The sequence below is a fragment of the Sphaerisporangium aureirubrum genome (genome assembly GCF_042658925.1).
GTDB lineage: Bacteria > Actinomycetota > Actinomycetes > Streptosporangiales > Streptosporangiaceae > Sphaerisporangium > Sphaerisporangium aureirubrum.
Genome location: NZ_JBHSRF010000082.1, coordinates 17,068 through 42,053 on the forward strand (window position 1 = coordinate 17,068; position 24,986 = coordinate 42,053).

Genomic DNA, 24,986 nt, shown 5'->3' on the forward strand with positions numbered 1-24,986 from the left:
AAGGAGCGGCACATGAACGACATCGCCGACCGGCTGGGCATGGTGGGACTGCCAGAGCCGGTCTCGGATCTCGCGGCACGACGCTGGGACGTCATCGTGGTCGGCGGCGGGCACAACGGGCTCACCTGCGCGGCCTATCTGGCCAGGGCGGGACGGTCCGTGCTGGTCCTGGAGGCACGCGACCGGCTCGGCGGCGCCGCCACGCTGGACCGGCCTTTCCCCGACCCGCGCTACGTGATCAGTCCGTGTGCGTACGTGATCGGGCTGCTGGACGAGACGGTGATCCGCGAGCTGGACCTGCACCGGCGGGGCCTTGAGGTGTACCTCGCCGACCCGCAGCTGTGGGTGCCGTTCGACGACGGGACGGCCTTCGGCCAGTGGCTCGACCACGGCCGGACGCTGGAGGGGTTGCGCGGTCTGGGCCTCGGCCAGAGCGACATCGACGGGTACTTCGCCTATGAGGAGCTGTTCGACCAGATCAGGATCCGGCTCCGCAAGGGGACCAGGGACACCTGGGCCGGCGATTCACCGTCCCGCGCCGAGCTGGAGGAGCTGCTGGCCGGCGAGGACATGATGAAGGACGTCCTCTTCCAGGCCTCCATCGCCGACGTCCTCGACGAGTTCGTCACCGACCAGCGGCTCAAGGACGCCCTGTTCGGCCAGGGCATCATCGGCACCTACGCGGGGCCATACGACCCGGGGACCGCCGCGGTGAAGCTCATGCACTTCGCCGGGGAGATCGACGGCGAGGGGGCCGTCTGGGGCTACGTACGCGGCGGCATGGGTGTGGTGAGCTTCGCCATCGCCGACGCCGCCCGCGAGGCCGGCGCCGTGCTCGCCACCGGCGTACCGGTCGGCGAGGTGCTGCCGGGGGAGGGGGTGCGGCTGGACGACGGCACGTTCATCGCCGCCAGGACGATCGTCAGCAACGCCGACCCCAAGCGGCTGATGACCATGCTGCCCGCCGGGGCCGCGCCCGAAGACTACCGGCGGAAGATCGCCGACTGGGACATCCGCAGCCCCGTGGTGAAGTTCAACGCGGCACTGCGCAGACTGCCCGCCTGGACGGCCGCGCCAGGTGAAACGTTCATGGCCAAGGGCGTCGTCAACACCACCACGGGCCTCGCCGACGCGCAGAAGGCGTTCGAGCGGTGCGACGCGGGGGAGCCCGCCGTCGGCTTCGGCGAGATCTACGTGCAGACCGGCCACGACCCCACGCCCGCGCCCGAGGGCCGCCACCTGATGAGCGTCTTCGGGCAGTACGCGCCGTACGCCCTGAACGGCGGCTGGGAGGCGCGCAGGGACGAGGTCGCGCGGCAGTTCATCGAGCTCATCGGCCGGTACGCCCCCGACTTCGGCGACTGCCTGGAGAGCTACGAGGTGCTCGGGCCGCCGGACATCGAGCAGCGGGTCGGCCTCACCGGGGGCCACATCTTCCAGGGCGAGGTGCGGCCCGACCAGATGTGGGAGAACCGCCTCACGCCGCGCACTCCCGTGCCCGGCTTGTACCTGTGCGGGGCGGCCACCCACCCCGGAGGCAGTGTGATCGCGCTCAACGGGAAGAACGCCGCCGCGGCCGTCCTCGCGGACGATCTGCATACGTAACGGGTAAACCTCTCTTAAGCTGTCGGAGTGCCTCCGCTCACATCACGCCCGTCGCAGCATGCCCGCACGCCGTTGATCGGTGATCGCCCATGATATGGGCCGGGATCACGGTCGCGCTGGTGGGCGCGCTGGGGTACGCCGTCGGCGCCGCCCTCCAGCAGTACGAAGTGGTGCGCGGGGGTGCCACGCTTAAGCTGGTCCGCCGCCCGCGGTGGTTCATCGGCGGTGTCGTCGGGCTCGCCGGGGCGGTTCTCCACGCGCTGGCGCTGGCCCTCGCGCCGCTGGTGATCGTGCAGCCCGTGAGCGTGACCACACTGGTCTTCGCCGTCCCGCTCGCCGCGCTGCTGCACGGCCGGCGGCCGAGCAAGCAGGAGGTCATCGGCTCGATCGCCGTGGCCGGGGGCCTGCTCGGGCTGATGATGCTCATCCCGCACGACGACGTCCGCCCCGAGCTGTCCACTTCCGCGGCCCTGTGGTTCCTGGCGTGCGTGGGCGCCGTCGCGGGCATCTGCGAGGTGGCCGCGCGCCGCTTCCAGGGCCCCGCCCGGGCTCTGGTGCTGTCGATCGGCGCCGGAGCCGTCACCGCCGCGGTCTCCACGTTCGTCCGTGTGGTCGGCGGTGGCCTGGAGGGGGATCTGAGCCGCCTGATCCACTGGTTCACCCTGGTCATCCCGGCTCTGCTGCTGCTCGCCATCGTGCTGCTGCAGCGCTCGTACGCCGTCGGCTGCTTCGGCATCGCCTACGCCGGCGTCCAGGTCGTGGACCCCATCACCTCGATCATCGCCGGCGTGGTCCTCCTGGGCGAACCCCTCCCCATGTCCACCCACGCCGCCCCCGCCCTCCTGTTCGGCGCCATCCTGATAGCCGGCACAGTCATCCTCGGCCGCCTATCCCCCGACACAGCCCACCCCCACCGCCCCCCCGACCTCCCGCTCCCCGTCCCCGCGACCCCCACCCGCGCAGGCGCCAGGTAACCTCCCTGCCCCGTGAGCGCCAGGGTTGTGTGGTGCCGCTCCACCACGCCGCTTCGACACGCTTCGGCCCTGCCGCATCCAGGGCCTCGTCCGAACCGGCGCCGGCGCGGTGGGATGTGGTGCGGCGAACTTGGCGCCGCCTTGCGGTGGGAAACCGGCCTGGGGTCTCCGATCCGGTGATCGTCGGCGTGAAGGGGGTCGACGACATCGAACCCGTTTCGGGCTGGGGTGGATGGGCCCACCCGTTGTCGTTTTTTCCCCGTGTCGACAGTTGCCCACCCGATTCCCGGGCCGTCGATCACCGCATGTGGACGCCACCCCGTGAACACGGACGTCCTGGGCGGACTGCGTCCTCATCTGTGGGTGCCACCCGCTTCCAGGGCCTCGTCCGAACCGGCGCCGATGCGGTGGGATGTGGTGCGGCGAACTTGGCGCCGCCTTGCGGTGGGAAACCGGCCGGGGGTTTCCGATCCGGTGATCGTCGAGGTCAAGGGGGTCGACGACATCGAACCCGTTTCGGGCTGGGGTGGATGGGCCCACCCGTTGTCGTTTTTCCTCCGTGTCGACAGTTGCCCACCCGATTCCCGGGCCGTCGATCACCGCATGTGGACGCCACCCCGTGAACACGGACGTCCTGGGCGGACTGCGTCCTCATCTGTGGGTGCCACCCGCTTCCAGGGCCTCGTCCGAACCGGCGCCGATGCGGTGGGATGTGGTGCGGCGAACTTGGCGCCGCCTTGCGGTGGGAAACCGGCCGGGGGTTTCCGATCCGGTGATCGTCGAGGTCAAGGGGGTCGACGACATCGAACCCGTTTCGGGCTGGGGTGGATGGGCCCACCCGTTGTCGTTTTTCCTCCGTGTCGACAGTTGCCCACCCGATTCCCGGGCCGTCGATCACCGCATGTGGATGTCACCCCGCGAAGGCGGGTGTCCTGAGGGGACTGCGTCCTCATCCGTGGGTGCTACTACGTGGACGTGGGCGTCCTCGGTGGATGCGTCCGCACCCGTGGGGGCCACCCCGCGAACGCGGGTGCCCCGGTGGACTGCGTCCCCGCCCGTCCCGTAGATGGCGCCGGGTCGGCGGGGAGTGGTACGGCGAATTCGGTGCCGTTGTGCGGGGAGAAACCGCCATGGATTGCCAGATGGTCGCAGCGTCGTCCAAGAGATCAGCCATCGGAATGGGTGGCGTGGCCGGATGCGGCCGCAGTTCGTGGCGGTGCCCACACGCATGGATGACACCCGGGCGCGGAGCGACACACCCACCGGCGCGAAGCCCGACGGACGCGGAGGTGGTCCGCGGCAGCGCCAGCGCTCGCGGGGCGGCGTCCACGTGCGGTGATCGACACCTCGGGAATCGGGCGGGCAACTGTCGACACGGGGGAAAACAACAACGGGTGGGCTCATCCGCCTCAGCCCGAGACGGGGTTTGATGCCGTCGATCCCCTTGAAGTCGACGATTCCCGACTGGCTACTCGTGACGGGTTTCTCGCCGTACAACGGCGCCGATTCCGCCGTACCGCCACCCGCGGGACCCGGCGCCGTCCAATGGATCGATGACCAGGGTGGGTGGCGCGGACGGATGGCGCGGACGGGTGGCGCGGACGGGTGGGGACACACTCCACCGGGGCGCGCGTTCGTGGGGTGGCGTCTGCGTGCGGTGATCGATACCTCGGGGATCGGGTGGGCAACTGTCGACATGGTGGGAATCGACAAACGGGTGGGGCTGTCCACCTCGGCCGGAGGCGGGGTTGATGTCGTTGATTCCGTGACGTCGGCTATTCCGGTGGGCCGTGGTACGAGTGCGGGGTCGTCGTACGGTCGCCAGGACGGTTTCCGGGAGGGGTTACGGGGTGGGTGGGCGCCAGCCGAAGACCGCGTCGAAGGAGCGGAGGGTGGTGTTCGGGCCCAGGCGGCCGGTGAGGGCCATGGCGGTGTCGCGGGCGTGGACGGCCAATGGGTTGGTCCAGCTGGTCAGGCGGCAGATGGACCAGGATCTGCGCATGATGGCGGAGGTGCGGGACAGGCGGGCTTCGGTGTAGGCGGCGGGGCCGTGTTTCTCGGCTACGGCGGCGAGTACTACGGCGTCCTCGATGGCCTGGCAGGCGCCCTGGCTGAGGTTGGGGGTCATGGCGTGGGCGGCGTCGCCCAGGAGGACTACGCGGTCCTTGTGCAGGGCGGGGAGGGGGTTGGCCAGGGCGTGGAGGTCCAGGCGGAGGATGCGGTCCTCGGGGGCGGCGGCCAGCAGGTCGGGGATGGGGGCGTGCCAGCCGCCGAACAGGCGTAGCAGTTCGGCCTTCTCGGCCGCTCCGTCACCGGGTGGGGCGGCGCGGCGCGGGGCGCCGGGCGGGGAGGTCGGGGCGCCGGGCGACGAGGTTGGGGCATCGGGTGGGGAGGTCGGGGCATCGGGTGGGGAGGTCGGGGCATCGGGTGGGGAGGTCGGGGCGCCGGGCGGGGCGCCGGCCGAGGAGGTCGGGGTGGCGGGCGACGAGGTCGGGGTGGCGGGGGGTGGGGCGTCCGCTGGGGCGACCTGCGTGTCTGCCGGAGGCTGGGGGGCGGAGGTCGAGGGGGACGCGGGGGCGGTGGCGTAGCAGTAGACCTGGTCGCCGGTGAGGGGCATTATGCCGAAGACGCTGCCTCGGCCCCAGGATTCGCCGCCGGTCAGGGTGCGGGCGGAGGGCCAGGGGATGATGGCCCGCCAGCTGGTGACGCCGGAGTGGACGGGTCCGGGGTGGGTGGGGAACAAGGACCGGCGGGTCGGGGAGTGGATGCCGTCGGCGGCTACCACCAGGTCGGCGGTCAGGTCGCCGGAAGAGGTGGAGACGCGGCCCTCGGCGGGGTCCACCGAGTGGACGGTGGTACCGAGGCGCAGGGAGCCGGAGGGGACGCGACCGGCGATCAGGTCGATCAAGGTGGTGCGGAGCAGCAGGACGGTGGGGTCGCCGAAGCGGGACCGGGCGGCTTCGGCGCTGGTGCGGACGAGCCACCGGCCGTCGGAGCGGCGGATGCCCGCCTCGCCCTGCCACGCCGACAGCTCGCGCACGTCGTCGCCGATGCCGATGGTGTCCAGGGCGGCCAGCGCGTTGGGGGCGATGGCGATGCCGGAGCCCACGGGTTCCAGGGACGGTGCCCGCTCGCACACCGTCACCGTCCAGCCGGCCTGGGACAACGCCGCCGCGGCGGTCAGGCCGCCGATTCCGCCACCGATCACTACAGCGTGGGACATGAAACCCCTCCCTGGTCGCCGATCATGCCACCAGGGGGAGCCGGTCCCTCATCCGGATATCCGGAGGCTGTGTCGACAGGCATACCGGCCGGTCGGTACGCTCCATGGGACTGGCACCACAGGGGAGCGCGATGCCCGTACAACCGGAGACGAGCCCGCCGGGCCTGGACCTCTCCCGCCTGGAGACACACCTGGCGGAGCACGGTCTCGCCCGCGGCCCGCTGACGGCCGAGGTCATCCAGGGCGGCATGTCCAACCTGACCTACCTCGTCCGGGACGGCGACGGCGACCACCCGTTCGTGGTCCGCCGGCCGCCCCTCGGCCACGTCCTCGCCACCGCGCACGACATGGGCCGCGAGTACCGCGTCATGACCGCGCTGCGCGACACCGGCGTCCCGGTCCCGCGCACCCACCTGCTGTGCGAGGACGCCGAGGTCATCGGCGCCCCCTTCTACGTCATGGAGTACGTCGAGGGCGGCCAGCCCCCGGCCACCCGCGAGATCGACGCCAAGCTGACCGACGTCCTGGCCCGCCTGCACGCCCTGGACCCGGCGGAGATCGGCCTCGCCGGCTTCGGCCGCCCCGAGGGCTTCCTGGAGCGCCAGGTGCGCCGCTGGAAGCGCCAGCTCGACGCCTCCCGCAGCCGCGACGTCCCCGGCATCGACACGCTGCACGACCGGCTGGCGCGGGCCGTCCCGAAGACCCAGCGGGACACGATCGTGCACGGCGACTTCAAGCTCGGCAACACCCTCATCGCCGGCGGCGAGGTGCGCGCCGTGCTCGACTGGGAGATGTCCACCCTCGGCGACCCTCTCACCGACCTCGCCCTGTTCCTGCTGTACGCGGAGTTCGCCGCGCTGGACGGCAGCGGCGCCGTCGGTCCCGGCGGCCGCACCCCCGTCGCCGAGCTGGCCGAGCGCTACGCCCGGGGCGCGGACCTCGACATCACCGGCCTCGGCTGGTACCTGGCCCTGGCCTGCTTCAAGCTCGCGGTGATCTCCGAGGGCATCCACTTCCGCTACACCAAGGGCCTCACCGTCGGGCAGGGCTTCGCCGACATCGGCGCCAACGTCGCGCCCCTGGTGGCCCACGGCCTGAGCGCACTGGAGGACTGATGGACTTCGGCTACGACGCCGCCACCGAGGAACTGCGCAAGCGCCTGACCGAGTTCATGGACGAGTGCGTCTACCCGGCGGAGGCAGAGTTCGAGCGCCAGGCCGCCGGGAGCGGCTGGGGCATGCCGCCGCTGATGGCCGGCCTCAAGCAGGAGGCGCGCGGCCGCGGCCTGTGGAACCTGTTCCTGCCGGGCGAGCACGGCGCCGGGCTGACCAACCTGCGCTACGCCCCCCTCGCCGAGATCATGGGCCGCAGCCCCCGGATCGCCCCGACCGCCACCAACTGCGCGGCCCCGGACACCGGGAACATGGAGGTGCTGGCCATGTTCGGCACCGAGGACCAGCGCCGCGCCTGGCTGGAACCCCTGCTGGACGGCCGCATCCGTTCGGCGTTCGCCATGACCGAGCCGGACGTGGCCTCCTCGGACGCCACCAACATCTCCACCTCCATCGTGCGCGACGGCGCCGAGTACGTGATCAACGGCCGCAAGTGGTTCGCGTCCGGCGCGATGAACCCGGACTGCGCGATCTTCATCGTGATGGGCAAGACGTCGCAGGAGGGCTCGTCCCACCGCAGGCAGAGCATGGTCCTGGTGCCGCGCGACACCCCGGGTCTCACCGTGGTACGCGGCATGCACGTGTTCGGCTACACCGACGCCGACCACGGCGGCCACGCCGAGGTGCTGTTCGAGGACGTCCGGGTGCCGGTGGAGAACCTGATCGGCGAGGAGGGCGGTGGATTCGCCATCGCGCAGGCCCGGCTCGGGCCCGGCCGCATCCACCACTGCATGCGGCTGATCGGCATGGCCGAGCGCGCCGTCGAGTTCATGTGCGCCCGCGCCCTGTCCCGCACCGCGTTCGGCAAGCCCGTGGCCCAGCAGGGCGTGGTGCAGGACTGGATCGCCGAGTCGCGGGTCCGGATCGAGCAGCTGCGCCTGCTGGTGCTGAAGACCGCCTGGCTGATGGACACCGTCGGCAACCAGGGCGCGCACACCGAGATCCAGGCCATCAAGATCGCCACACCGGTGACGGTGGAGTGGATCCTGGACAAGGCGATCCAGGTGCACGGCGCCGGAGGCGTCAGCCAGGACTTCCCGCTCGCCGGCCTGTGGGCGTACGCCCGCTCGCTGCGCCTGGCCGACGGGCCGGACGAGGTGCACAAGCGGTCCCTGGCCTACCGCGAGCTGAAGAAGCACATGCCCGCGGAGTGAGCTGAAGCCGGTTGCCCGCGAAAGTGACCCGCGGGCGGAGCGCTGAGAGGCACGAGCCCGCGGAGTGACCCCGCCGGCGGACGCGAAGGGATGATCCGTGACAGTGGACCAAGCGGCGCTCAGGGAGAGGGCCCGCGAGTTCCTCGCCGGGCACGACCCGGCGGCGACAGGGCGGCTCGAGTTCCTGCGGGCGCGGTTCGACGCAGGGCTGGCCTGGGTGCACTTCCCGCCCGGCCTCGGCGGCCTCGGCGCGCCGCGCGAGCTGCAGAGCGCCGTGGAGCGGGAGTTCGAGGGCACCCCGCAGCTCGACGTGGGCAAGCAGGCCATCGGGCTCGGCATGGCGGCCCCCACCTTGCTGGTGTTCGGCACCGCCGAGCAGAGGCAGCGGTTCCTGCGGCCGCTCTGGACGGGCGAGGAGATCTGGTGCCAGCTGTTCAGCGAGCCCGGCGCCGGGTCCGACCTCGCCACCCTGGCCACCCGCGCGGTGCGCGACGGTGACGAGTGGGTGGTGGACGGGCAGAAGGTGTGGACGTCCGGCGCGCACCTCGCGCGGTGGGCCATCCTGGTGGCCCGCACCGACCCGGACGTGCCGAAGCACCGGGGCCTGACGTACTTCGTCTGCGACATGCACGCCCCCGGCGTCGAGGTGCGCCCGCTGCGGCAGGTCACCGGGGAGGCCGAGTTCAACGAGGTCTTCCTGACCGGCGTACGGCTGCCCGACACGCTGCGGCTCGGCGAGGTGGGCGACGGGTGGCGGGTCGCGCAGACCACGCTGATGAACGAGCGGGTCGCGATCGGCGGCGCCCCGTCGCGGCGCGGCGGCGGCATGATGGGCGTGGTCACCGAGATCTGGCGCACCCGGCCCGAGCTGCGCAGCCACGACCTGCACCGGCGCCTGCTGGAGCTCTGGGTGGAGGCCGAGGTCACCCGGCTGGCCGGTTCGCGGCTGCGCGAGCAGCTCGCCGCCGGGGCGCCCGGCCCGGAGGGGTCGGGCATGAAGCTCGCGTTCGCCCGGCTCAACCAGGCGCTGTCCGGCATCGAGGTCGAGCTGCTCCGCGAGGAGGGGCTGGAGTACGACGACTGGACGTTCCGGCGCTCGGACACCGTCGACTTCGTCGGGCGCGGCCCCGGCTACCGCTACCTGCGGGCCAAGGGCAACTCGATCGAGGGCGGCACCTCGGAGATCCTCCGCAACATCGTCGCCGAGCGGGTGCTCGGCCTGCCCGCCGAGCCGCGCGTCGACAAGGACGTCCCCTGGAAGGACCTGCCGCGATGACCCTGCTGTACTCCGAGGTCGAGGAGGAACTGCGGGCCGCCGTCCGCGCCCTGCTCGCCGACCGGTGCCCGCCGTCCGCCGTGCTGTCCCGCGTCGGCGAGGCCCCCGCGCACGACGCCGGGGTGTGGAAGGCGCTGGCCGGCGACATCGGCGTGGCCGGCCTGCTGATCCCCGAGGACCTCGGCGGCGCCGGCGCCACCCCCCGCGAGGCGGCCGTGGTCCTGGAGGAGCTGGGCCGCGGCGTGGCCCCCGTCCCGTACCTCACCAGCTCGGTGATGGCCACCCAGGCGTTGCTCGGCGCCGGCACGGACGCCGCCGCCGCCCTGCTGGGCCCGCTGGCCGAGGGCGAGACCACCGCCGCCCTGGCGGTGTCCCTGGCCACGTCCCCCTACGGCACGCTCGCCACCCCCGTGAGCGTGGTGGACGGCGCCCTGACCGGCAGAGTGACCGCCGTGGCCGGCGCGGACGTGGCCGACGTGCTGATCGTCCCCGCCTCCGGCGCCCTGTACGCGGTCGAGGCCGCCGGCGCGACCGTACGCCCCGTGGTCTCCCTGGACGTCACCCGCCCCGTATCGGTGGTCACCTTCGACGCCGCCCCCGCGACGCCGCTGGCGTCCGATCTGACCCCCCTGCGTGCGGCTCTGGAGATGGGGGCTGGCCTCCTGGCCTCCGAGCAGCTGGGTGTGGCCGAGTGGTGCCTGGCCACCACCGTCGCCTACGTCAAGGACCGCCGCCAGTTCGCCCGCCCCGTGGGTTCCTTCCAGGCACTGAAACACCGCCTGGCCGACCTGTGGATGGAGATCGTCCAGGCGAGGGCCGCCGCCCGCAACGCCGCCGACGCCCTGACCACCGGCATCGACACCTCAACCGCGGTCTCCGTGGCCCAGGCATGGTGCGGCACGGTGGCCGTCCACGCCGCGGAGGAGTCCCTCCAGCTCCACGGCGGAATCGGGATGACCTGGGAACACCCCCTCCACCTCTACCTCAAGCGCGCCAAGGCCGACGAGATCGCCCTCGGCACCCCCGCGGAGCACCGCGACGCCCTCGCCGAGCCCTCCGGCCTGTCCGCCCCGGCGGCGGGTTAGGGGCGGAGGGAGGACAGGAGGAGGTCGGCGAAGTGGTGGCCGATCTCCGGGGGGGTCAGGGCGCCGTCCGGGCGGTACCAGGAGCCCAGGTGGTGGACTGAGCCGAAGAAGAAGTCGACCACCAGGTCCGGGGGGACGTCGGTGCGGAAGACGCCGGAGGTCTGGCCTTCGCGGACCAGGTCGCGGAAGCGCTCGTGGTAGCGGCGGCGTTCGGCGCGGACGGCCTTCTGGGTCTCGGGGGCCAGCTGGTGCATCGAGCGGAAGAAGATCTTGAAGTCGTCGAGGTTGTCGATGGTGGTCATGATCACGTCGGCGGCGGCGGCGTGGACGCGGTCGGCCACGGGACCGGGAGCGTCCGCGAAGCGGTCCAGACGTTCGGTCTGCAGGCGCAGCACGCGGGCGTAGACCTCGCGCAGCAGGTCGTCCTTGGAGCCGAAGTAGTGGTACATCGCGCCCTTGGTGACCCCGGCCGCCGACACGATCTCCTGCACCGAGGTGTTCTCGAAGCCCTTGTCGGCGAACAGCCGCGTCGCCTCGCCGAGCAGCCTCCGCCGCACCGGCTCCTCGCGCCGCGCCGCGGCCGGCTCGCCCGCGCCCACACCACGGCCGTCGTCCGCCGTGAGTCGTTCCCGTACATCGCCGCGCGCCATTCGCACGCCTCCCCTGGAAAGTCAGTGGCCCCCAGCATACCGACTGGTCGGTCAACCAGCGGCGACTTCGCTGCTCCCTCCCTGTAAGGCGCGCTCCCACCCCGCCGTAGGGGTATCGCCGGTGTTCTATTTACGTCACCTTTTAAAGTTGGAGCTCCCGGTTGGGTATCCCACACGTAAGTCGACTGAGCCCGAAATCGTGGGGGTTTCCGGTGCCCAATGGGTCTATCTACGTGCCGCCTGACGACAAGTTCAAGTGGGGTTCGCCATCGGTGATGTACGAACTCCGCTGGCGCGAGACGAGATCGGAGCGGCGCCGCAGACGCAACATCATGGCCGGTGCGGGATTCGTCGTCATCACCGCGCTCGCGATCTACCGGGGCTTCCCTCTTCCGCTGCTGATCGGCGTGCTCGGCGGCTTCGCCGTCTGGGGCATCGACGGTTTCATCTCCTGGCGGATGTTCGAGGCCACGGCCGTCTGGCGCGGCAAGCGCAGCGGCGCCGTCCGGACCGGCAGGTTGTTACGCCGAGCCCTCGGCAAGCACGGCTACAGCGTCCTCGACGGCCGCGCCGTCCCCGGCAAGGCCTCCATCGACCACCTGGTCATCGGTCCCGGCGGCGTCTGGATCGTCGACAACGAGGCCTGGCCCCCGGACACCCACATCGCGGCGTACGGAGGCAAGCTCTTTCTCGGGGAACGTGCCGGTCGCAAATTTGCCGAGGCCCTGGTGGGCGCCGCGGCGACCATGCGCGAGGTCCTGTCCCGCGAGGCCTCCACGCCCATCGAGGTCTCCGCGCTCCTGGCCGTCCACGGTGGCCGGGTCAAGGACGGCGTGGTCGTGGCCGAGGGGCTCACCCTCTTCACTCCGCGCCGCGCCGCCAAGTGGATCCTCGCCAACGGCAACGGCGACCTCACCCCGGAAGAGGTGGAGTTCCTCACCCGCACCTCGGCCCGCATCCTGCGCCGCCTGACGGTCTGAGGGACGCCTAGGCGATCTCCTCGATGAAGTCCGCGAGCTGGGCGACGTTGCGGCACTCGTACATCGGGACCACCGCGTCGTAGACGGAGGCGGCCGAGTCCCCGGTGTCCCACTGCGCCCGGGGCTCGGGGTTCAGCCAGTACGCGTGACGGGCGGCGCCGGCCAGGCGCCGCACCGTGGGAAGACGCGGCGGCTGGTAGTTGGTGCGCGCGTCGCCGAGGACGAGCAGGGACGTCTTCGGCCCGACGGCGTCGGCGTACCGCTCGGCGAACGTCTCGAACGAGTGGCCGTAGTCGCTGCGGCCGAAGCGGGAGATGTCGGCCTCCTGCGTCATGCGGGTGATGGCGTCCAGGACGTCGGCGCCGGGGGTGAAGAAGCGGGTGATCTCGTCGATCGTGTCCACGAAGGCGAACGCGCGCACCTTGGAGAACTGCTCGCGCAGCGCGTACGTCAGCAGCAACGTGAAGTGCGAGAACGCCGACACCGAGTCGCTGGCGTCGCACAACACGACCAGCTCGGGTTTGTGGGGCCGGCGCGGCCGGGTGTGCGTGACCAGCGGGACGCCCCCGGTGCCGAGCGAGGCCCGCACGGTGCGCCGGAAGTCCAGCCGCCCCCGCTTGCCGAGGCGGTGCTTGGCCGCGAGGCGGCTCGCCAGCCGCCGGGCCAGGGGATACACCTCCCGCCGCAGCGCGGACAGGTCGGCGTTGGTGATCCGCAGGAAGTCGATCCGGTCCACCGGCGGCTTCACCGCGGCCCGCGCGATCCGCTCCACCCCGGACTCCTCGGCGATCCTGCGCCGCACCTCCGACCCCACCGCGTCCTCGAAGCCCGCGATGTTGTCGGTCAGCCGCCTGCGGGCGACCTTCTCGGCGAGCCCGCCCCGCTCCTGCCCGTCCAGCTCCCGCGCCAGCATGCCGGCCATCAGCGTGCCGGGGGACAGGGCCCGCAGCACCGAGTAGGAGAACCAGCTCTGCCGCCCGGCGCCGGCGGGCATGTTCCCGAACCGCGCCACCATCGCCCGGACGAACTCCGCGAACGCCGGGTCGCCCGACGGCCCGGCGTCCTCCAGCAGCAGCCGTGCCAGGCGCTGCCGCAACTCAGGCACCTCGGCCAGCTCCAGATCCATGCCTTCCTCGGCGCGCGGCCCGCCGTGGCCGATCACCACCGGGAACCACAGGTCGAACAGCGTCTCGAACCCCGGCCGGTGCGCGGGCCGCTTCACCAGCGTCGCCGCGTACGCGGCCCGCAGCGTCTCCCGCCGCCCCAGGTCGATCACCGACAGCATGCGGGCGGCGTCCAGCCCCTCGGCGGGCGACACCGGCACCCCGGCCGCGCGCAGCGCCCGGACGAACCCCACGTGCCGGTCCAGCAACGACACCGGCCCCCCGGCCCGCCGCACCGCCGCGACCCGCTCCTCGTGCCCGGCCGCCACCGGCTCCCCGGACGGCACCGGCTCCCCGGGTGGCATCCGCTCCCCGGACAGGTCAGGCCCCTCGGGCGGCGTCACGACCGCGCGGGCAGGCCGAGCTCCTTCTCGGCCCGCGTCTGGTCGGAGGCGTGCTTCAGCACCACGCCGAGGGTGCGGGAGGTGACCGCCGCGTCCAGCTCGGCGTGCCCGAGCGCGAGCAGGGTCTCCGCCCAGTCGATGGTCTCGGCGATGGACGGCGACTTCTTCAGCTCCAGGGCCCGCAGCGTGGCCACCGTCCGCGCGAGCTGCTCGGCCAGCGCGGCGCCGATGCCGGGCACCCGGGCCAGCACGATGTCCCGCTCCCGCTCCGGCGTCGGGTACCCGAGGTGCAGGTACAGGCAGCGCCGCTTCAGCGCCTCCGACAGCTCGCGGGTGGCGTTGGACGTCAGCACGACGTACGGCCGGCGCGTCGCGGCGATGGTGCCGAGCTCGGGGATGGTGACCTGGTAGTCCGAGAGGATCTCCAGCAGCAGCCCCTCGACCTCGACGTCCGCCTTGTCGATCTCGTCGATCAGCAGCACCGCGGGCCCGGTGCGCCGGATGGCCCGCAGCAGCGGCCGTTCCAGCAGGAACTCCTCGCTGAAGATGTCGTCGTGGGTCCGCTCCCAGCCCTGCTCGCCGGACGCCTGGATGCGCAGCAGCTGCTTCTTGTAGTTCCACTCGTAGAGGGCGCGGGCCTCGTCCAGGCCCTCGTAGCACTGCAACCGGATCAGCTCCGCGCCGGTCGCCTCGGCGACGGCCTTGGCGAGCTGGGTCTTGCCCACCCCGGCGGGTCCTTCGGCCAGCAACGGCTTGCCGAGCGCGGCGCCGAGGAACGCCGTGGTAGCGATGCCGTCGTCGGTGAGATAGCCGGCGGCGGCCAGCCGTTCCCCGGCGTCCTCCGGCGACCCGAACCAGCCTGTCATCTTGCTCCCGTCCTGGACCGAACCTTGTTCTAATCTACCTGATCCATACATTCCCGGCCTGGACGGACGCCCGCCCGGCGGGATTTCCGGGTGCGCGGGGCGGGAAATCCGGGAGGGCGGTTTCGCCGGGAACGGTCCAAACATTCCCCCATTTGCCATCTATATACGCTATAAAAAGGGAGCACGGCCGACAGGATAAAGGCGGGAGGCGGTAATGACCGCGTCGACGCCGGGGCCCCACGACGGCCCGCGGAGAATGAGCGCATGGCCCGCCGCGACCCTGCTCGGATCCCTCAAACCGGCCACCCGTGATGAAATGCTCTCGCTCGGCACATTCTCACAGGTCGCCAGCGGAGAAACCCTGCTCATGGAGGGTGATCGCAAGACCCGGCACGTTTTCCTGATCGTCCAGGGATACGTGAAGGCGGTCAGCAACAGCGCCGACGGCAAAGTGGTGCTGCTGGCCGTGAGATCGGACGGCGATCTGATCGGGGAGTTCGCCAGCCTGGACAATCGCCCCCGGGTCGCCACCGTCACCACGGTGGGCGCGTGCTTCGTCCGGAAGATCAGCCAACGCGATTTCCTGGAGTTCCTGGAAAGGCGCTCGGACGCGAGCCGCGCGGTGTACGCGAGCATCGTGGCGAAACTGCGGCACGCCACCTGGCACCGCATCGAGTTCGGCACCTCCCCGATGCCGGTCCGGGTGGCCAGGGTGCTGCTCTACCTCGCCTCGCGATACGGCGAGCGCACCCCCGAGGGCGTGCTCATCGGGTCCCTCACCCAGCCCGAGCTGGCCGCGATGATCGGAGCCAGGGAGCACAGCGTGCACAAGATCCTGCGCGGCATGCGCGAGCGCGAGGTGATCGCGACCCGCTACGGCCGGATCCTCGTGCTGGACGGCCCCGCGTTGTCGTCCGACGCCGGAATCACCGAAATCCCGCCTGAATACGGGGTGTGGCCGACCACCCCGGGCGACAGTGGAGAGGACTGAACGGGACCACGTCGGCGGAGGGCGTATGGATGTGCTGGACCCGTTACCGGACCCGGTACGGCGACTGTGCGTGGCGGTCGAGGGCGAGGGCCCGCTGCGCGGCGACCCCCGCCCCCGCCTGGTCGACGTGGTGGAGCGCGCCGGCCTGGCGGCCGGGCTCGACCAGGCCACCCTCCAGATCCAGCCCACCGGCGTCCTGCTGGTGCTGACCTCCGGGGTCAACGAGGCCCGGGTGGTGGCGGGCCTCACCCGTGAGCTGGGGAACACCCTCTGGCGCCGCAACCGCCGCTCCCCGGACGGCCCCCGGCTGCGCTGCCGCCTCTCGTTCCACCAGGGCCTGGTCCGCCTCGACGACGACGGCTTCACCGGCCAGGCGGTCACCGCGGTCGGCGAGATGTGCGCCAGCGACGACCTGCGCGCCGAACTCGCCGGCAGCCCGTCCTGCGACCTCGCGATGATCATCTCCGGCCAGCTCCTGGACGACCTGGCCTACCCGGAGTCCCAGGATCTGCACAAGACGTGGTTCCGCCCCGTCGTGGTCACCACCCCTACCCGGTCCATCCCGGCCTACATCTACGCGGCCGGGTCGCCGCCATGACCCCGCCGCACCGGGCCGAGCCCGCCATACAGCAGGGCCTGCCGGCCTGGATCCCGCTGTGCGGGCCGGAGCCGCTGCTCGGGCCGGGGCCGCGGCGGGCGCGGGAGGCCGGGGCGGGCATCGCCAGGCCGCGGGTCCGCGCGCTCCCGGACGACCGGCTCGCCGCGGCGTTGCGCGACCACGCCGCGGCGGCGGGGGTGCGGCACCGCGAGGCGGTGTTCGCGTTCGACCTGGACCGGCTGCCGGGCGACCGGCACTACGCGGGCGTCAGGTTCGAGGTGCGCCTCACCGGGGACGCCGTGGCGCTGCGCCTCGGCGCCGGCGCCGCGCCGTGCGGGACGGCGCCCGGCGAGGTGACGCACGGCCGCTACCACCGGGCCGCGCACCGGTTGCGGGACGCCGTCGCCGCGCCCCGGGTCTTCGGCGTGCTGCGCCCCGCGTTCGGCTTCACGCTCGGCGCCGAGCCGTCCCGCCCGCTGCCGCGCCGCTCGTACCGGATGCGGGTGCTGCTGGAGCTGCCGCCGGGTGCCACCGACGTCGCCGGGGCGCTGACCGTCGCCGCCGCGGTCGGGCACCCCGGCGGCCTGCTGGAGGCGGCGCCCGCGACGGCGGAGGCGTTCCGCGTCCCGGTGGACCCCGGCTCGCCCGAGGCGCCGGAGCCGGTGGTGCGGCTGTGCGTCGCGGCCGGCCTGGACCCGCCGGGGGAGACGTCCCGGGCGGTGGAGCTGCTGACGGCGGCCTGCCGCGTCACCGGCCTGCGCCCGAGCGCCGTGGAGGTGCGGGAACGGGCCGACGGGTGGTTCGCGGTGCTCCCGCCCACCTGCGGCGACGTGCGGGCCGTGCACGGCCTGGTGGCCGCGCTGCACGGCGAGCTGAGCCGGCTGGACCCCGGCCCGCGGCTGCGGCTCGCCGTGTGCCGCGCCGTCCCGCACCCCGCGGACACCCGCGCCACCGCCGCCGCCCTCCACCGGACGCTGGACTCCCCGTCCGTGCGCTCCGCGCTGGCCGACGAGCCGCGCGCCTCCCTGGCGCTCGCCCTCTCCGCCTCGCTGTACACCGACCTCGCCACCACCGCCAGCGGCGACCTGCCCCCCGCCTCCTTCCGCCCGACCACCGCCACCCTGCCGGAGAAGGGCTTCGCGGAGACGGCGTGGCTGCTGCTCGCGCACGAGGCCTGAACGCCGAGACGGGGCCCCCGGCGGCGGACTGCCCCGGCCGCCGTCAGGGACCCCGTGAGGCCGCCCCGGCCGCGCCGGGGGAGCGGGGCCGGGGCGGGGATCGTGGGATCAGGGCAGGGTCTTCTGGCCGGGCCGCCAGTTGAGGCCCCACTTGTAGGTGGCGTCCATCTGGCGGTGGCCCCGGGTGAAGTAGCGGACCTCCCGGCGGATGCCGAGCCGCCCCTCGGTGTTGCGGAGCAGGAAGACGGCGCACACCCGCGCGCGGGGGTCGGAGCCGTCCAGCATGACCTCGATGGGCGGGCCGCTGACCGGGAAGACGGTGGCGACGCCGTCGGCGGCGGCCCAGTTGGGCACGCCGTCGTAGATGTAGGCGAAGACCAGGATGCGGCTGATCAGGTGGGACTGGGACATGTCGATCGTCATGTTCTCGCCCTCGGGGCCGCCCGCGCGCTCGTCCCGGTCCAGGGCGATGACCGGGGCGCCGCCCCCCTTCGGCACGCGGAACTTGCCGCCGAGGGCCTGGACGCAGCCGCGGGAGCCGTCGGCCAGCTCCCACAGGCAGCACAGGTCCAGGTCGATGGGGGAGGACCCGCTGGAGTTCCAGGTGAGGTTGATCCTCATCCGGCCGCTCTCGGTGGGCAGCGCCATCCTCGGGGCTTCCTTGGTGAGCACCACCCGGTACTGCTCCGGCACGATCCCGTCCCTTCCCGTCAGTTCCGTGTCTCGGCGGGCTCGGGGGCGACCTGCTCGGCCGCGATGATCTCCCGGTCGCGGGCGGCGCCGCGGTTGCGCAGGGTGGAGGAGAGCATGGCGGTGCCGATGAAGGCGAGGCCGATGAGCCCGGTGACGATCTCCGGCACCTCGCGCCCGAGGCCGATCAGCATGATGGCGGCCAGCACGCCGATCGCCCAGTGCGCGCCGTGCTCCAGGTAGACGTACTCGTTGAGCGTGCCCCTGCGGACCAGGAAGATGGTCAGCGACCGCACGTACATCGCCCCGATGCCGAGCCCGAGCGCGATGATCAATAACTCGTCGCTGATGGCGAACGCGCCGACCACGCCGTCGAACGAGAACGACGCGTCCAGCACCTCCAGGTAGAGGAACAGGAAGAACCCCGCGCGCCCCGTCGCGCCCGCCAGGCCGGACGGCCGCCGCCCACCGGCGGGCGGGAGCACGGTCAGCGGCTCCTCGTCCCTGGCGAGCGCCGGCAGCCCGGTCCCGATGCCCTCGGCCTGCGCGCCCTCGACCCGCTGCCCGGCCTCGAACAGCTCGCCGAGGCTGTTGACCAGCAGGTATGTCACGATGCCGAGCACTCCGGCGGTCAGCACGCTGCCGGTGTCCACGTCGGCGACCACGGTGGCGCCGACCAGCACGGACAGCGCCACCACGACCGACAGCTGGTCCAGCTTGCCGATCTTCGCCAATGGCCGCTCCAGCCAGGCCAGCCAGGCGAACTCCCGGTCCTCGAAGATGAAGTCCAGGAAGATCATCAGCAGGAACATGCCGCCGAACGCCGCGATCAGCGGGTGCGCCTCGTGCAGCCGCCTGCCGTACTCGGCCGCGTCGTTCAGCGCCAGGCCGATGGCGTCGGCCGGGCTCAGCCTGGCGGTGATCCCCACGATGAGCAGCGGGAACGCCAGCCGCATGCCGAACACCGCGATCACGATGCCGACGGTGAGGAACATCCGCTGCCAGAACGGGCTCATCCGCTCGATCACCCGGGCGTTGACCACCGCGTTGTCGAACGACAGGGAGATCTCCAGGACGGCGAGGATGGCCACGAGCACCAGCGCCCGTGGCCCGCCCATGGCGAGCGCCGCCAGCAGGCCCACCCCGGTCAGGGTGAACGACCAGCCGAAGATTCGCCGGATCATGAGGTGACGTTCACCCCGTAACCGACCGCGATCCCCCGCAGGCCCGAGGCGTAACCCTCGCCGAGTGCGCGGAAGCGCCACTCCTGGCCGTAGCGGTACAGCTCCCCGAAGATGGCGGCCGCCTCCTTGGAGAAGTCCTCGCTCAGGTCGTAGCGGACCAACTCGGCCGAGGTGGCCTCGTCCACCACCCGGATGTACGCGTCGCGCACCTGGCCGAAGGTCTGGCCGGACGTCTCACCGTGGTAGATGGACACCGGGAACACGATGCGCACACACCGCGCGGGCACCTCGGGCAGGTCGATCAGGATCGTCTCGCAGTCCTGCTCGGCGGTCCCGGTGCCGGTGCGGTCGTCCCCCTTGTGCTCGACCGAGGCGTCCGGGCTCTTGAGGTTGTTGTAGAAGACGAAGTGCTCGTCGGACAGCACCCGGCCGCTGCGCCCGACCATCAGCGCCGAGGCGTCCAGGTCGACGTCCCGGCCGCTGGTGTCCAGCGACCGCCAGCCGAGGCCCACCAGGACCTTGGTCAGGTGACGCCCGGGGAGCCCGGTGTCGCCCCCCTTGGTGAGATTCACGCCCATATTCGGTCTCCTCAGGTGTCGGACTGGTTGGGGTCGTGCCGGCGGCGCTGGTGCCGGTCCAGGACGGAGGGCCCGAAGAGGGACGCCTTGGGATCCTCGATCCCGCTGATCAGGGCGTCCATGTAAATGGTCTCCACGTGGTCGTAGCCCCCCTCGATCTGCGTGGTGTACCTCTCGCGGCTCTGGTCGATCGTGGCCAGGTAGTGGTCCAGCTCCATCGCGTACGAGTCGCACTCCTCCTGGCGGGCCTGCGCCGCCGCCAGGGCCTGTGAGGTGCGCCGCAGGTGGGCCCGGTGCTCCTTGAGCGCACGGTCGTTGGGGTTGCCCATCCGGCGGCCGAGCTCCGTGGCGATGAGCGCGGTGAAGATCATCAGTGCGGTCACCAGGATGACCGTGGGGATCAGGCCCCAGCCGTCGATCGCGCTCGGCACCCGCTGCTCGTTGCCGTCGGCGTCGATGTAGGTGACGTCGCCGATCAGCAGCAGCCGCAGCGACGCGACCGCGCCGATGGCGGCGAGCCAGATCACCGGGATCAGGAACAGGATCACCGGACGGCCCGCGAGCCCGCGCCGGCGCGGCGACCGCTCGTCCTCGCCCTTGCGCTCGCTGTGCCTGCGCCGCCCGCGGAACTCCTCCCACTCGCGGAACTTGCGGCCGTACATGTGCGGCCCGAAGACGAACACGAAGATCGCGCCGAGGGCCAGCGCGTACGTCATGATCGTCGTCTCGCCCCAGTTGAGGAAGGTCGCGTAGTAGATCGGCACCTCGATGCTGAGCAGCACGAGCAGCAGGAGGAACGGCACCCCCCACGAGCGCAGCGCCTCCCGCCACCCGCCGCCGAGCGCGATCGAGCTCGGCTTGCCGTCGCCCGGCCACTGCGACGGGCCGATCTCCAGCCCCTCGACCCTCCCGCGGGCCACCTCGTGCACCGCGCGGGTGCGCACGTAGTCCTCCGACACCGCCTCCGCGCGCTTGCCGTGCGCGGCCCGCGCCGCCCGCGCCGAGTGCTCCTGCCGGGCGAGCTGCGCGTGCAGGTCGTCGATGGTCCGCTGGCGCTGGGCGTCCAGCACCAGCAGGTGCGGCGGCTCGTACCCCTGCGTCTTCAGGGTGATCGAGTCGAAGCCGGGGCTCTTGGCGTCCGCGGCGCCCTTGGCCGTGGCCTTGGACTCCAGCTGGTCCCAGTCGGGCAGATGGACGGTCTGCGGGCGCCACGGGCCGGAGGGTGGCGACGCCGGGCCGGCGGGGTGCCCGTCGACGGGCGGTTCTCCCTGCTCAAGTTGTCTGACCTGTTTGACGGCCATGGATGTTTCCGATCTCCGATGAGGTCGTTCGATGACTGGGGATCACTGCTGGATGTTCACGGAGTCGTCCGGCACGCCGGCCGCGCTGAAGATCGCTCTCCACAGGAGCTTCAGCGGCGGGACGCAGTCGGGGCGGCGTTCGGAGAGCAGGTTGAACCCGTAGATGACGACGGTGGCGCCCTCCAGCCGGGGGAGGAGGTCCTTCTGCTTGAGCTCCTCGACCTTGGCGGCGCGGGCCTTCTGGTCGGTGTAGTCGCACTCGGACAGGTCCAGGGCGCCGATGTTGCTCATCATGTCGCTGAACACGACGATGCGGCGCTCGCCGTCCGGCGCGGGCGACCCGTCGAGCTGGGCGCCGATCGCCCGCAGGCCGCCGAGCACGTCCGAGCCGCGCGCGTCGTCCCGCTCGCAGCCGAGCAGGTTCTTGGTGCGGGTGATGGCCTCGGCCAGGTGCGCCGTGCGGACCGTCTTCTCGATGACGGCGTTGTCGTTGGGGTTCTCCTCGGGCAGCACGAACAGCGGGACCGGCGCGCTGTGGCACGGGGAGCCCTCGGAGCTGCCGGTGATCGCGGCGTAGCCGAGCCAGTCGCAGCCCTTGAGGAAGTTGCGCAGCCGCTGGTCGACGAACTGCTCGGCCTCGGGATACTGGCGGAAGCCGGTGATGTCGATCACCGCGCCGCACATGGCCTTCTCCGGCGCCGGGGCGCCGCCCCCGCAGCCGGCGCACGGCAACAGGACGAGCAGGGCGGTCAGGGCCCAGAGCACGACCCTGACCCGCCCCCTCGTCGGGATCATGGACACGGCAAGAGCGCGGAGCAGGGCCCCGGCCCGGGTCAGCGTGGGGAGCATCCCCGTCACCGCCCCTCGTGGCGGTGATCGCCGCCCTCGATGGGACGGGGGAGGGTGTCCGTGCGCCACAGGTCCAGCCACTGCTCCCAGGCTTGGGTCGCGCTGTCGCGCACCCCCCGGGGGATGGCGTCCTGCAGCCGGGTGGCGGGGTCCTGGAACCACTCGTCACGCAGCCGGAACTCCGGCGGACGCCACCTGCGGGCGATCTCCTCGGCGTGCTGGTGGGTGTCCAGCAGCCCTTCCTTGTAGGAGGCGCCGAGGCTGTTGGCGCGCTCCAGGGCGAGCTGGGCCTGCTGGTGGAACGACGTCCAGCACTGCATCCAGTTGTTGCTCACCGTCGTCAGCGACGTGACGTGCGCCTCGATCTGCGCGTTGTTCCTGCGCAGATCCCGCTCCAGGCGCTCCTGGTCGGCCTCCTCGTGGGTGAGCGGCCGGACCTCTCCCCAGGTGGCGCCCTCGCGCGCGACCGGCCTGCCGAGCGCCAGCCGCTCCGGGCCCATGGTCGTAGTGATCGCCTGGAGCTCGTTGACCCTCCTGGTGAGCGACACCGACGACTCGTGGGCGTGCCTCTCGATCTGGCCCAGGGCCTTGGTCCGGTCCATGAGCAGCCGGCTCTGCATCGAGCTGAAGTGCGAATCGATCCGTTCGAAGAAGACCGGCCGGTAGGTCGGATCGATGATGAAGATCGGGCAGAGTGCTTGGTTTCGCCCATCGGCCGCGCCCGCCCGTCGCGCGTCCTCATAGGTGACGGCTTCGTCCGCCCCCGCGGATGGTTCTGTTCCTTCGACGTACGCCATCGGGCGCGATCCCTTTCCCGCATGCGCCTAATCCGACAGCCTCAGCGTGGGGGAACAGAGATCGCACGACACCCGATAAATACGGGTTTCGCAGCCCGTCGCGCGCGGTGGGCGGGAAACCGGCCTCGGCTACGCGCCGCGCGGCCGCCGCCTCGGGTTACGCGCCGCGCAGCCGATCGGCGTGGTCGCGGGCGAACTCGGCGAAGGAGCGGGGCTGGCGGCCGGTGACGGTGGCGTGGTCGCCGGTGGTGAAGTCTCCCCAGCCTGCCGAGTAGGCGTTGAAGTATTCGACGTAGACGGCGGCGTCCCACGCGGGCAGGCCCTGCGCGAGCAGCGTCTCGTGCACGTCGGCCGGGGGCACCGGCTGGTAGGTGATCGGCTCGCCGAGCACCGGCCCCAGCTCGGCGGCGGCCTCGCGCAGCGACAGGCTGGCCGGGCCGGTGAGCGTGTAGACCTTGCCGTCGTGCGCGGCGGGGGCGGCGAGCACGCGTGCCGCCGCGTCGGCGATGTCCCGGACGTCGACCATGCCGAGCCGGCCTTCGCCGAGCGCGCCGTACAGGGTGGTGCCGGACACCGAGCCGAGCAGGTTCTGCATGAAGAAGTGGGGCTTGAGGATGGTCCACCCCAGCCCCGAGGCCTTCAGCTCGACCTCCGACAACGCGTGCAGCCGCCCGTTGCGCGTGGGCGCGTCGTGCGCGGCCCCCACCGCCGACATGCGGACCACGTGCCGCACCCCCGCCTTCCGTGCGGCCCACACCGCGTTCGTGGTCGCGTGCGGCGCCTGCGGTCCCATCGCGGTGAGCAGCCACAACGTGTCGACCCCGGTGAACGCCTCGTTCAGCGAGGCGGGCTCGTCCAGGTCGCCGACGGCCACCTCGGCTCCAGGTACGTCGGGTGCCTTGGCGGGGTCGCGCACCAGCAGCCGCAGGTCCTTGGGGGAGGGCAGGAGCGCGGGCAGGACGTCGAGCAGGGCGCGGGAGACGACGCCGTTCGCGCCGGTGATCAAGATGGTCATGATGGTGTGTCCCGTCGTGGATGAGAACGATCAACGTCCTCCACGGTATAGTAAGAAATAATGATAGTCAAAGTTAGTGACTAAATCTGGAGCAGTGGTCGATGCGGCGCAGTGAACGCAAGCAGGCGAACCCCGACCTCGGGATCCTGACCAGCCGAGTCCTGTTCAGCCTGCAGAAGGAACTGTTCGAGACCCTTGCCCACCGCGGCCACCCCCGCCTGCGCCCGAGACACGGCGCCGTGATGGCCTACCTGGACGCCGAAGGCAGCCGCGCCACCGACCTCTCCCAGCAGTCCGGCCAGCACAAACAGGTGATCGGCACCTTGATCGACGAACTGACCGACCTGGGCTACGTCCGCCGCGAACCCGACCCCCAAGACCGCCGAGCCAAACTGATAGTCCCCACCGCCCTGGGCCTCACCCTGATGTCCGACTCCGACGCCGTAATGGCAGAAATCGAACACCGCCACGCCCAAGAACTAGGCGAAAACACCTACACCACCTTCAAACAAACCTTCCAAAAGGTAGCCACCCTCCAACTAACAAACCACCCCCCCACCTCCGAAACTAGCCCTCCCCCCCGGCCGCCCGGTGACGTCCGCTAGGAGCGATGGAATTTGTGGGTGATGAGGAACCCGCCACCCTCCACTCCCGCCGCCCTGCACGCCCGCTGTACTCCGTCCCCCGTTGCTTCCGGAGCCATCCGAATCGGCGCCGGTAGGCGGGACGTGGTACGGCGAACCCGGCGCCGCCGTACGGTGGTCAACCCGCGATACGTGCGGCGCGGGGTGAAACGGTCCTTGCCGGAGGCCGCGCTTCGCGCGGAAAGGCGCAAGGGCTGTTCTCCTACGGGGGACACCCCCGCACCCCCGAGCCTGCCGGGCTCACCACACTCCACCGCGACACATCCCAGTCAATGCCACTGTTCGAGCCCATGCCCCCGATCCGGTCCATCCCCCGATCCGGCTTCACGCTCCCAGCCCGGTACACGCCTAGCCGCGCGGCCCGGTACTCCTCACCCTCCGCGGCTTCCGTGTACCGGCGCCGCGACGGTGGGATGCGGTACGGCAAACCCGGGCGCCACCGGATAGCGGTTGACCTAACCCCTCTTCCGTTGCCCGCACGGGTTGTCCACCCCGGCCAGACGTCTGCCTCGGCGGCCGCCTTGGCCGGCGCCACGACGGTGGGACGCGGTACGGCGAACCCGGCACCGCCGGACGGCGGTCGAGCTAACGCCTCTTCCGTTGCCCGCACGGGTTGTTCACCCCGGCCAGACGTCTGCCTCGGCGGCCGCCTTGGCCGGCGCCGCGACG

22 protein-coding genes are annotated in these 24,986 nt (G+C 71.9%); 11 read left to right on the forward strand and 11 right to left on the reverse strand.

The window, feature by feature from the left end; genetic code table 11:
- Positions 1-12 precede the first annotated feature (12 nt).
- Positions 13-1,605, forward strand: coding sequence for a phytoene desaturase family protein (locus ACFP1K_RS34305; RefSeq protein ID WP_380761312.1), 1,593 nt, complete (start codon positions 13-15; stop codon positions 1,603-1,605).
- A gap of 89 nt (positions 1,606-1,694) precedes the next feature.
- Complete coding sequence (locus tag ACFP1K_RS34310; RefSeq protein ID WP_380761314.1) at positions 1,695-2,579, forward strand: DMT family transporter; 885 nt, start codon at positions 1,695-1,697, stop codon at positions 2,577-2,579.
- A 1,843-nt stretch (positions 2,580-4,422) separates the two neighbouring features.
- Here ACFP1K_RS34310 and ACFP1K_RS34315 read toward each other — a convergent pair.
- Complete coding sequence (locus tag ACFP1K_RS34315) at positions 4,423-5,802, reverse strand: FAD-dependent monooxygenase (RefSeq protein ID WP_380761316.1); 1,380 nt, start codon at positions 5,800-5,802, stop codon at positions 4,423-4,425.
- Between the two features lie 131 nt (positions 5,803-5,933).
- Here ACFP1K_RS34315 and ACFP1K_RS34320 point away from each other — a divergent pair, with 131 nt between their 5' ends.
- The 4 genes from ACFP1K_RS34320 (at position 5,934) to ACFP1K_RS34335 (ending at position 10,489) form a co-directional block, all read left to right on the forward strand.
- Positions 5,934-6,917, forward strand: coding sequence for a phosphotransferase family protein (locus ACFP1K_RS34320; RefSeq protein WP_380761318.1), 984 nt, complete (start codon positions 5,934-5,936; stop codon positions 6,915-6,917).
- A complete protein-coding gene (locus ACFP1K_RS34325; RefSeq protein ID WP_380761320.1) occupies positions 6,917-8,128 on the forward strand; it encodes an acyl-CoA dehydrogenase family protein in 1,212 nt (403 codons plus the stop codon). Before ACFP1K_RS34320 ends, ACFP1K_RS34325 begins: the two co-directional genes overlap by 1 nt.
- Positions 8,129-8,225: 97 nt before the next feature.
- Positions 8,226-9,404 (forward strand): acyl-CoA dehydrogenase family protein, encoded by a 1,179-nt coding sequence (locus tag ACFP1K_RS34330; RefSeq protein ID WP_380761322.1) that lies wholly within the window; start codon positions 8,226-8,228, stop codon positions 9,402-9,404.
- Positions 9,401-10,489, forward strand: a complete 1,089-nt coding sequence (locus ACFP1K_RS34335; RefSeq protein ID WP_380761324.1) for an acyl-CoA dehydrogenase family protein — start codon at positions 9,401-9,403, stop codon at positions 10,487-10,489. Before ACFP1K_RS34330 ends, ACFP1K_RS34335 begins: the two co-directional genes overlap by 4 nt.
- Here ACFP1K_RS34335 and ACFP1K_RS34340 read toward each other — a convergent pair.
- Positions 10,486-11,139, reverse strand: a complete 654-nt coding sequence (locus tag ACFP1K_RS34340) for a TetR/AcrR family transcriptional regulator (RefSeq protein ID WP_380761326.1) — start codon at positions 11,137-11,139, stop codon at positions 10,486-10,488. The two genes, ACFP1K_RS34335 and ACFP1K_RS34340, sit on opposite strands and share 4 nt — an antisense overlap.
- Before the next feature lie 212 nt (positions 11,140-11,351).
- Here ACFP1K_RS34340 and ACFP1K_RS34345 point away from each other — a divergent pair, with 212 nt between their 5' ends.
- Positions 11,352-12,119 (forward strand): nuclease-related domain-containing protein, encoded by a 768-nt coding sequence (locus tag ACFP1K_RS34345; RefSeq protein WP_380761328.1) that lies wholly within the window; start codon positions 11,352-11,354, stop codon positions 12,117-12,119.
- A gap of 7 nt (positions 12,120-12,126) precedes the next feature.
- Here the strand turns inward: ACFP1K_RS34345 and ACFP1K_RS34350 are convergent, their stop codons facing one another.
- Positions 12,127-13,587, reverse strand: a complete 1,461-nt coding sequence (locus ACFP1K_RS34350) for a vWA domain-containing protein (protein WP_380761330.1) — start codon at positions 13,585-13,587, stop codon at positions 12,127-12,129.
- Positions 13,588-13,622: 35 nt separating this feature from the next.
- Complete coding sequence (locus ACFP1K_RS34355) at positions 13,623-14,492, reverse strand: AAA family ATPase (protein WP_380761332.1); 870 nt, start codon at positions 14,490-14,492, stop codon at positions 13,623-13,625.
- Positions 14,493-14,748: 256 nt separating this feature from the next.
- Between ACFP1K_RS34355 and ACFP1K_RS34360 the strand changes: the two genes are divergently transcribed.
- The 3 genes from ACFP1K_RS34360 to ACFP1K_RS34370 are packed head-to-tail and all read left to right on the forward strand — an operon-like array spanning position 14,749 to position 17,259.
- Positions 14,749-15,483, forward strand: a complete 735-nt coding sequence (locus ACFP1K_RS34360) for a Crp/Fnr family transcriptional regulator (protein WP_380761334.1) — start codon at positions 14,749-14,751, stop codon at positions 15,481-15,483.
- 25 nt (positions 15,484-15,508) lie between these two features.
- The gene (locus ACFP1K_RS34365) at positions 15,509-16,081 is read left to right on the forward strand and encodes a hypothetical protein (RefSeq protein ID WP_380761336.1); all 573 of its coding nucleotides are present in this window, start codon (positions 15,509-15,511) and stop codon (positions 16,079-16,081) included.
- Complete coding sequence (locus ACFP1K_RS34370) at positions 16,078-17,259, forward strand: hypothetical protein (protein ID WP_380761338.1); 1,182 nt, start codon at positions 16,078-16,080, stop codon at positions 17,257-17,259. Before ACFP1K_RS34365 ends, ACFP1K_RS34370 begins: the two co-directional genes overlap by 4 nt.
- Positions 17,260-17,367: 108 nt before the next feature.
- Here ACFP1K_RS34370 and ACFP1K_RS34375 read toward each other — a convergent pair whose 3' ends face one another.
- The 7 genes from ACFP1K_RS34375 to ACFP1K_RS34405 all read right to left on the reverse strand — a co-directional run bounded on the left by ACFP1K_RS34375 (position 17,368) and on the right by ACFP1K_RS34405 (position 23,673).
- Positions 17,368-17,952, reverse strand: coding sequence for a hypothetical protein (locus tag ACFP1K_RS34375; protein WP_380761340.1), 585 nt, complete (start codon positions 17,950-17,952; stop codon positions 17,368-17,370).
- A gap of 17 nt (positions 17,953-17,969) precedes the next feature.
- Positions 17,970-19,133, reverse strand: coding sequence for a DUF475 domain-containing protein (locus ACFP1K_RS34380; protein WP_380761342.1), 1,164 nt, complete (start codon positions 19,131-19,133; stop codon positions 17,970-17,972).
- On the reverse strand, positions 19,130-19,711 hold the full coding sequence (locus ACFP1K_RS34385; protein ID WP_380761344.1) for a TerD family protein: 582 nt from the start codon (positions 19,709-19,711) through the stop codon (positions 19,130-19,132). Before ACFP1K_RS34385 ends, ACFP1K_RS34380 begins: the two co-directional genes overlap by 4 nt.
- 11 nt (positions 19,712-19,722) lie before the next feature.
- Positions 19,723-21,012 carry a hypothetical protein gene (locus tag ACFP1K_RS34390; RefSeq protein WP_380761346.1) on the reverse strand — a complete coding sequence of 430 codons (1,290 nt, stop codon included), beginning with the start codon at positions 21,010-21,012 and terminating at the stop codon, positions 19,723-19,725.
- 42 nt (positions 21,013-21,054) lie between these two features.
- Positions 21,055-21,861 (reverse strand): hypothetical protein, encoded by an 807-nt coding sequence (locus ACFP1K_RS34395; protein WP_380761348.1) that lies wholly within the window; start codon positions 21,859-21,861, stop codon positions 21,055-21,057.
- Positions 21,862-21,866: 5 nt separating this feature from the next.
- Positions 21,867-22,658 carry a hypothetical protein gene (locus ACFP1K_RS34400; protein ID WP_380761350.1) on the reverse strand — a complete coding sequence of 264 codons (792 nt, stop codon included), beginning with the start codon at positions 22,656-22,658 and terminating at the stop codon, positions 21,867-21,869.
- A 157-nt stretch (positions 22,659-22,815) separates the two neighbouring features.
- Positions 22,816-23,673, reverse strand: coding sequence for an NAD(P)H-binding protein (locus ACFP1K_RS34405; protein WP_380761352.1), 858 nt, complete (start codon positions 23,671-23,673; stop codon positions 22,816-22,818).
- A gap of 101 nt (positions 23,674-23,774) precedes the next feature.
- Between ACFP1K_RS34405 and ACFP1K_RS34410 the strand changes: the two genes are divergently transcribed.
- The gene (locus tag ACFP1K_RS34410; protein WP_380761354.1) at positions 23,775-24,278 is read left to right on the forward strand and encodes a MarR family winged helix-turn-helix transcriptional regulator; all 504 of its coding nucleotides are present in this window, start codon (positions 23,775-23,777) and stop codon (positions 24,276-24,278) included.
- Positions 24,279-24,986: the final 708 nt, after the last annotated feature.